Consider the following 7,701-nt stretch of genomic DNA (forward strand, 5'->3'; position numbering starts at 1 on the left):
CTCCGTAGGGGGGTGGGGGCTTCGGGTCTCATCCCTTGACGGCGCCGGTGAGCATGCCCTTCCTGAAGTGTTTCTGGACGAAGGGCGAGAGGACGGCGACGGGCAGCAGCGCGAGGACCATCACGGCCATCTGGACGGCGAGGCCGGAGAGGTTCCCGGCCTTGACCGCCTGGCCGAGGCCGACCGGGATCTCCTGCTTCTGCACGAGCTGGATGAGGACGTTCTGCAGCGGCATCATGTTCTGGTCGCCGAGGTAGAGGGAGGCGTTGAACCAGGCGCTCCAGTAGCCCACCGCGTAGAAGAGGGTGATGACGGCGATCACCGCCCTGGACAGCGGGATCACGATCCGCCAGAGGATGCGCAGGTCTCCGGCGCCGTCGATGCGGGCGCTGTCGACGAGTTCGGGCGAGATGCCCATGAAGAAGCCGCGCAGCACGAGGATGTTGAAGACGCTCACCGCGCTCGGCAGGATCAGCGCCAGGTACGTGTCGGTGAGGCCGAGGGTCTGCACCAGCAGGTAGGTGGGGATGAGGCCGGCTCCGAAGAACATGGTGGCCATCAGGACGAGCAGGATGAACCGGTGGCCGAGCGAGCCGGGCCGGGAGAGGCCGTACGCGCAGAGGACGGACACCGTCATCGAGAAGAGGGTGCCGGTGACGGTCACCAGGACGCTGACGATCGCCGCCCGGGTGACCTGGCCGCCGCTCAGCAGCTCCTGGTAGGCGACGAGGGTGAGGTCCCGGGGGACGATCACCAGGCCGCCGGTCTCCGTGATCGTCTTCTTCGACGAGAGGCTCGTGACGACGACGATCCAGAGCGGGAAGAGGACCGCGAGGCAGGCCAGGACGAGCAGGGTGCCCTTGGCGGCGAGTCCGGCCCGGCCGGGCGGCTCCTCCCAGACGGGTCGGGCGGGTGCCGACCACCGGCCGGCGGACCGCCGCGGCCGCCCCGGTCCCGGTCGCCGGCCCTCGGGCCGGGCCGTGGTGCGCTGTGTCATCCGCGGTACACCCCCTGCTCGCCCATCAGGTGGGCGGCCTTGTTCGCCGAGAGCACCAGCACGAGGCCGACGACTCCCTTGACGAGTCCTGCGGCGGCCGCGTAGCTGAAGTCCTGGCTGCGCAGACCGGTCCACCACACGAAGGTGTCGAGGACCTCGGCCGCCCCGGGGCCGACGGCGTCGCGCTGGAGGAGCAGCTGTTCGAAGCCGACGGTCAGCGCGTCGCCGACGCGCAGCACGAGGAGCAGCGCGATGACCGGCCGCAGCGCGGGAAGGGTGACGTGCCACATGCGGCGCCACCGGCCGGCGCCGTCCATGGCGGCGGCCTCGTACAGGTCCTGGTTGACGGCGGCGAGCGCGGCGAGGAAGACGATGACGCCCCACCCGGCGTCCTTCCAGATGCCCTCGGCGGTGACGAGGAACTTGAAGACCTCCGGGTCGGTCATGAGGTCGAAGCCCTCGTGGCCGTGTTCCCTGAGGGTCTGGGCGATGATGCCGGCGCCGCCCAGGATCTGCTGGAAGACGGTGACGACGAGCACCCAGGAGAAGAAGTGCGGCAGGTACAGGACGGCCTGGACGACCGCCCTGACCCGGGGCCGCAGCACGCTGTTGACGAGCAGCGCGAGCGCGATGGGCACCGGGAAGAAGAGGAGGAGCTGGAGGAGGAAGAAGACGAGGGTGTTCTCGACGGCGTGCCAGAACCCGGGGTCGGAGAAGACCCGTTCGAACTGGGCGAGGCCGACCCAGGGGCTCTCCAGCATGGCGGTGACGCCGTTGGTGGAGACGTACGGGTCGTAGTCCTGGAAGGCGACCACGTTCCCGAGGATCGGGATGTAGTTGAAGACCAGGACGAGGAGCAGGGCCGGCACGGTCATGAGGAGGAGCGTGCGGTCGCGCCGGAGGCGCCGGCCGAGGGGGATCCTCCCGGTCCGGCGCTCGGGGCGGCGGTCGCGGCCCCGGCCGCCGCCGGGTCCCGGGCGCCGGGCACGGCGGCGGAGCCCGCCGCGGCCCGTGCCGGGCTCCGCGGCCGGGTCCGTCGTCTCGGTGTCGAGCGTGGTCACGGTCAGCTCGCCGCGGAACCGGTGGTGTCGAGGAGCTTGCGGTACCAGTCGCGCAGCTGGTCGCCGCCCTTGCTCTTCCACTCGGAGACGGCCTGCTGCATGTCGGAGACCTTCCTGCGGCCGCGGACGATGTCCTTCTCCAGCTGCTCGAAGTCGTTCATGAGGCCGGTCCACTGGGACGGTTCGGTGACGGTCATGCCGTAGAAGGACGACTTGCCCGTGAGGGCGCCCATCCGCTGCTGCCACTCGACCATGGCCTTGGTGACGTCGGGGGTGTCGGGGTGGGCCACGTAGGGGGCGGGGCTGGCGACGAACATCCAGGAGCTGTTGACCTCCAGGTTGCCCGCGTCGTTCTTGACGGGCAGGCCGTCCTTGACGGTGTGGTGGACGCCCTCGACGCCGTAGTCGGTGAGCATGCGTTCCTTCGTGCCGTAGGGGGCGGCGGTGAAGTCGGCGATGGCCAGGACGTCCTCGACGACCGCCTTGGAGCTGCCCTTCCGCACGAAGGCCCAGATGTTCGCGGGGTTGGTGGCCCACAGCTTCGGGGCTCCGCCCGCGTGGCCCGGGATGTCCATCGCGGCCATGGCGAACGACGGGTTCCGGGCGGCCTGTTCGGAGGTCTTGGCGTACCAGTGGGAGAGGTCGTTGTTGTAGATCAGGACCTGGCCGGCGGTGAAGCGGTTGCCGGTGTCGCCCTGGTTCTGCGCCTTCTCGTCGGGGTGGACGACCCCGGAGTCGAAGAGCTTGCGGGTCCACTCCAGCGCTTCGAGGTACTCCGGCGTCTCGATGCGGTTGACCAGCCTGCCGTCGACGAGGTTCCAGCCGAGCGCCTTGTCGCTGCCGGACAGCACGCCGAACATGTTGTACGCGGTCCAGGTCATGTCGCCGCACGCCCAGACCTTCGCCTTGGCGCTGGTGATCTCCTTGGCGAGGGCGAGGAACTCGTCGGCGCTCCCGGGGAGTCGCCAGCCCTTCGCGTCGAAGAGGTCCTTGCGGTAGAAGGGCGCGATGTTGGTGACGTACGAGGCCGGCATGGGCAGGCCGCGGAGCTTGCCGCCGAAGATGGAGCGCTGCCAGGCGTCGGTGGGGATCGCCGCGAGGTTGGGGTACGCCTTGACCTTGTCGCCGGAGAGGTACGGACCGAGGTCCTCGAACTTGGCGTTGACGGCGGTCGGGATCTTGCCGCCGAGGTTCCAGCCGGGGATGACGACGACGTCGGGGATCTCGCTGGAGGCGAGGACGGCGCCGAGCTTCTGGTCGTAGACGTTGCCGTCCTGGTTCTGCCAGGTGACGGCGGTACCGATGGCCTCGTCCATGGCCTTGTAGTACGGGTTGCCGGGGGCCGGCGGGGTGCCCCAGAGCGGCGCCATGACGGTGAGCGGGGTGCCCTTGCCCTTCTTGACGGGTACCGACGCCTTGAGCTCCGCGCTCGGGACGGCGCGGGTGAATCCGGCGGCGGAGCCGTTCCTCGGGGCGATGTCGGGGGTGACGACGGTGCCGGCGACGAACGCGGGCAGGATCCTCGCGGCGTCCTTGCCGGTGGTGGTGCCGTCCTTCTTCCCGGGGTCCGCGCCGCCGCCGCAGGCCGAGAGCAGCGGTACGCCGCCGGCCGCCGCGGCGGCGACGGCGGTGGCCGTGAGGAAGCTCCTGCGGCTCGGGGTGGATCTCCGGGAGCCCGTGGAGACGGCGTTCGGCGTCATTGCGTCAACCCTTCATGGCACGCGCCAGGGCATACGGCGACCGAGGGGGGCGCCGGCCGGCTGCGGTGGTGGAGATGGATCTGGCGGGGCGGGGCCCCGGGCGCCGTCGACCGTTGAGTCGAAGCGCTTCGATGTTGCTGCGAGGTTAAGTGACCGCCCCAGGCGCGGCAAGAGCAGCTGCCGAGATTCTCGGGGTTCACACGGCTCCGACGAGTCTCCAAGACCCCCTGAGCGCAAGGGAAATGGGCCGCTTTCACGCCTTGACACCCACTCTCGGCCCACAGAGCATCGAAGCGCTTCGAAAACCTCCCTCCCGTCCTCTGCCAAGGGATCCGCACGTGACCGCAGACCGGCCGCCCTTCCGTGACCCCGCCCTCCCCGTCGCCCGGCGCGTCGACGACCTCCTCGGCCGGCTCACCGCCGACGAACGCCTCGCCCTGCTGCACCAGTTCACGCCCGGCGTCGAACGCCTCGGCCTCGCCGCCTTCCGCACCGGCCAGGAGGCCCTGCACGGCGTCGCCTGGATGGGCCCCGCCACCGTGTTCCCGCAGGCCGTCGGCCTCGGGGCGACCTGGCATCCCGAGCTCGTGCGCCAGGTCGGCGAGGCCGTGTCCCGCGAGGCGCGCGCGATGCGCGCCAAGGACGACCGGGTCGGCCTCAACGTGTGGGCGCCCACCGTGAACCTGCTCCGCAACCCGCTGTGGGGACGCGGCGAGGAGGGCTACTCCGAGGACCCCCTCCTGACGTCCGCGACCGCCACCGCGTTCACCCGGGGGCTGCGCGGCGACCACCCGCTGTACTGGCGCACCGCGCCCGTCCTCAAGCACTGGCTGGCCCACAACAACGAGGCGGCGCGCGACACCTCCTCCGCCTCCGTACGGCCCCGGGTCCTGCACGAGTACGACCTGCCGGCCTTCCGCGGCGCCGTCGAGGCCGGCGCGGTCGCGGGAGTGATGCCCGCGTACAACCTGGTCAACGGCCGCCCCAACCACCTCTCCCCGTACCTGGAGACGGAGCTGCGCACCTGGACGGACCAGGAGCTGCTCGTCTGCTCGGACGCGGGCGCGCCGTCCAACCTGGCCGACTCCCAGGCCTACTTCGCGACCCACGAGGAGGCCGTGGCGGCCGCGCTGCACGCCGGCGTCGACTCCTTCACCGACCACGGCACGGACGGCTCCGTCATCCTGGGCCGGCTGCGCGGGGCCCTGGAGCGCGGCCTGATCGGCCCCGAGGACGTCGACCGGGCGGTACGACGACAGCTGACCGTGCGGTGTCTGCTCGGCGAGTTCGACCCGGACTCCGGCCCGTACGCCGACGAGGACCGCTTCGACACCCCCGAGCACCGGGAGCTCGCCCGCGAGACGGCGGAGGCGGCGGTCGTCCTGCTCGCCAACGGGCCGACGGCCGAAGGACGGCCCCTGCTCCCGCTCGCCGCCGACCCGGGCCGGATCGCGGTCGTCGGGATCCTCGGCGACGCCTGCAAGCTGGACTGGTACAGCGGCGCCCTGCTCCACCGATCCTCCCCGCTGGACGGGCTGCGGGAGCGGTTCGGCGCCGACCGGGTGGACTTCGCCGAGGGCGTGGACCGGATCAGGCTGCGCACCGCGTCCGGCCTGCGGCTGCGGGTGCCGGAGGCCGGGGCCGCGGAGCCCGTACGCGACGCCGGGGCCGCCCTCGATCCGGCCCTGGTCGCCGGCCGCACCGACCTGCCGCCGCTGACCGCCGACCCCGAGGGCTCCGAGCTCGCGCTGATCGACTGGGGCGACGGGGTGCTGACCCTGCGCGCCCCGGACGGCCGCTACCTGTCGGTCGCCGAGGACGGCCTCGTCCGCGCCTCGGCGGACGAACCCGGCGGCTGGGTCGTGCAGGAGACGTTCCGGCTCGAAGCCCACGGGGACGGTCACCTCCTTGTGCACCTCGGGACGGGGGGCTACGTCTCTGTCGCCGCCGAAGGCGTGAAGGTTGCCGCCGACCGCGCCTCCGCCGAGACGTTCACCGTGGAGACCCTCGAACGCGGCGAGGAGGCCGTCGCCCGCGCCGCCGCGTCGGCGGACGTGGTCGTCGTCGTCGCCGGCAACGACCCGCACGTCAACGGCCGCGAGACCGAGGACCGCACGACGCTCGCCCTCCCCGCCCACCAGGACCGGCTCTGGCGCGCCGCACACGCCGCCAACCCCCGGACGGCCCTCGTCCTCGTCTCCTCCTACCCCTACGCCGTGCCCGACGCCGCCGCGACCCTGCCCGCCCTCCTCTGGACCGCCCACGGCGGCCAGGCGGCCGGCACCGCACTCGCCCGCGTCCTCGCCGGCGACGTCTCACCCGCGGGCCGGCTCCCCCAGACCTGGTACGCCTCCGACGCCGACCTGCCCGACATGCTCGACTACGACGTGATCGGCGGCCGCCAGACCTACCTGTACTTCGACGGCACCCCCCTCTTCCCCTTCGGCCACGGCCTGTCGTACACGTCCTTCGGCTACGAGGAACTCACCGCCGCCGTCGACGGCGACACCGTCCGGATCTCCTGCACCGTCACCAACACCGGCCCCGTCGCCTCGGACGAGGTCGCCCAGATCTACGCCCGCGCCGTCACCCCCTCCGTCCCCCGCCCCCACCGCGAACTCGTCGCCCACCAGCGCCTCCCGCTCGCCCCCGGCGCCTCCGCCACCCTCTCCTTCGACGTCCCCCTGGCCGCCCTCGGCCACTGGGACGTGGCCCACGGCCGGTGGGTCGTGGAGCCCGGCGCGTACAAGATCCAGGCGGGCGCTTCGAGCGGCGACATCCGCCGCACGGTCCGCGTGGAACTGACCGGCACGGCCCCCGGCCCCCGGCCCGTCCTCACCTCCGGCCTCGCCGCGGCCGACTACGACGAGCAGTCCGGCACGGCCGTCGTCGACCGCACGAAGGCCTCCGGCGACGCGGTGACCCCGTCCGGACCGGAGGAGGAGGGCACACTCGTCTACCGCTCCTGCGACTTCGCCGACGGCGTGACGCAAGCCGCCGTGACGGTCGCCGGCGAAGGCACCGTCGAACTCTCCCTCACCCCCGACACCGTCCTCGCCCGACTGGAAGTGGCCCCGACCGGCGGCCCGTACGCCTACCGCACCCTGACCGCCCCCGCGGACCTCCGGGCCGTCGCGGACCTCCGCGTCACCCTGCGCGGGGCCGTACGGCTCGCGCGCCTGGACTTCACGGGCTGACCCGGCGTGGGGAGGGGGCCTGGCGCGGGAGTGATCCGGTGCCGGGCCCCCGTGGTGTGCGAACGGCGAGCGCGTCCCCCCGCTCCCCAGCCTGGTCCGCAGTGACGCTTCCGCGCCTGCCGGAGCCCGCCGCCAGCGCTTGTGCGTACCGAGGCGTCTGGAGAGGGACTGGTACGACCCCGATCTCGAACATGCGGATCTCGACGGCCTGGCGCTCGTAGCGGACGTACTCGGGGAAGCCCTCCAGAAACACCCCGGCCCTCATCTTCTGCCACTCGCGCTCGAACGACTGGGCGGTCCCCGCCAGGCCGAGGGCGGAGTCGATCTCCCGCGACATTTTGAGAGTTGGAGATGTGTGGGCGGTCTCGACGGCGGAAACGTGCTTGCCCGAGTAGGCGATGCGCGCCGCCAGATCCTCCTGCTTCCGGCCTCGATCCTCCCTCTGCCTGCGCAAACGCGCGCCGTAGGCCGTCTCCAGTCCGCCGTCCGGGTCCAGTTCCTTGCGGTTGACCGCAACTCTCCTTCCGGAGGTATCCGTTGAAGATTTGAAGACCTGCCGCATATAGGTCACGCTGATGTCTCCCAGTAGCGACTTCACTACGGAGAGGAGCGCTCATGTCCGAGCGCGACCACCCCGCGCCGGTCCCCGACCTAGACGAGTAAGTCCGAAGTTGGTCAGTGGTCGTAGGCGGTAAGTGACCTGGTCAGCGGTGTTCCGTTGGTCCGGTTGTGCCAGATGACTGCGG

5 protein-coding genes are annotated in these 7,701 nt (G+C 71.8%); 1 reads left to right on the forward strand and 4 read right to left on the reverse strand.

Features of this window, described 5'->3' with window-relative positions; all coding sequences use genetic code 11:
* Positions 1 to 28 precede the first annotated feature (28 nt).
* The 3 genes from AC067A_RS34360 to AC067A_RS34370 are packed head-to-tail and all read right to left on the reverse strand — an operon-like array spanning position 29 to position 3,758.
* The gene (locus AC067A_RS34360; RefSeq protein ID WP_479247129.1) at positions 29 to 997 is read right to left on the reverse strand and encodes a carbohydrate ABC transporter permease; all 969 of its coding nucleotides are present in this window, start codon (positions 995 to 997) and stop codon (positions 29 to 31) included.
* On the reverse strand, positions 994 to 2,058 hold the full coding sequence (locus tag AC067A_RS34365) for an ABC transporter permease (RefSeq protein WP_479247131.1): 1,065 nt from the start codon (positions 2,056 to 2,058) through the stop codon (positions 994 to 996). The genes AC067A_RS34360 and AC067A_RS34365 overlap by 4 nt, the downstream gene beginning before the upstream one ends.
* A 2-nt stretch (positions 2,059 to 2,060) precedes the next feature.
* Entirely contained in the window at positions 2,061 to 3,758 is a 1,698-nt protein-coding gene (locus tag AC067A_RS34370) for a twin-arginine translocation signal domain-containing protein (protein ID WP_479247132.1), read from the reverse strand.
* 338 nt (positions 3,759 to 4,096) lie between these two features.
* Here AC067A_RS34370 and AC067A_RS34375 point away from each other — a divergent pair, with 338 nt between their 5' ends.
* Positions 4,097 to 6,955 (forward strand): glycoside hydrolase family 3 C-terminal domain-containing protein, encoded by a 2,859-nt coding sequence (locus AC067A_RS34375; protein WP_479247134.1) that lies wholly within the window; start codon positions 4,097 to 4,099, stop codon positions 6,953 to 6,955.
* Here the strand turns inward: AC067A_RS34375 and AC067A_RS34380 are convergent.
* Positions 6,945 to 7,553 (reverse strand): helix-turn-helix domain-containing protein, encoded by a 609-nt coding sequence (locus tag AC067A_RS34380; RefSeq protein ID WP_479247136.1) that lies wholly within the window; start codon positions 7,551 to 7,553, stop codon positions 6,945 to 6,947. The genes AC067A_RS34375 and AC067A_RS34380 overlap by 11 nt on opposite strands.
* Positions 7,554 to 7,701: the final 148 nt, after the last annotated feature.

The sequence above is a fragment of the Streptomyces sp. NPDC043176 genome (assembly GCF_056436715.1).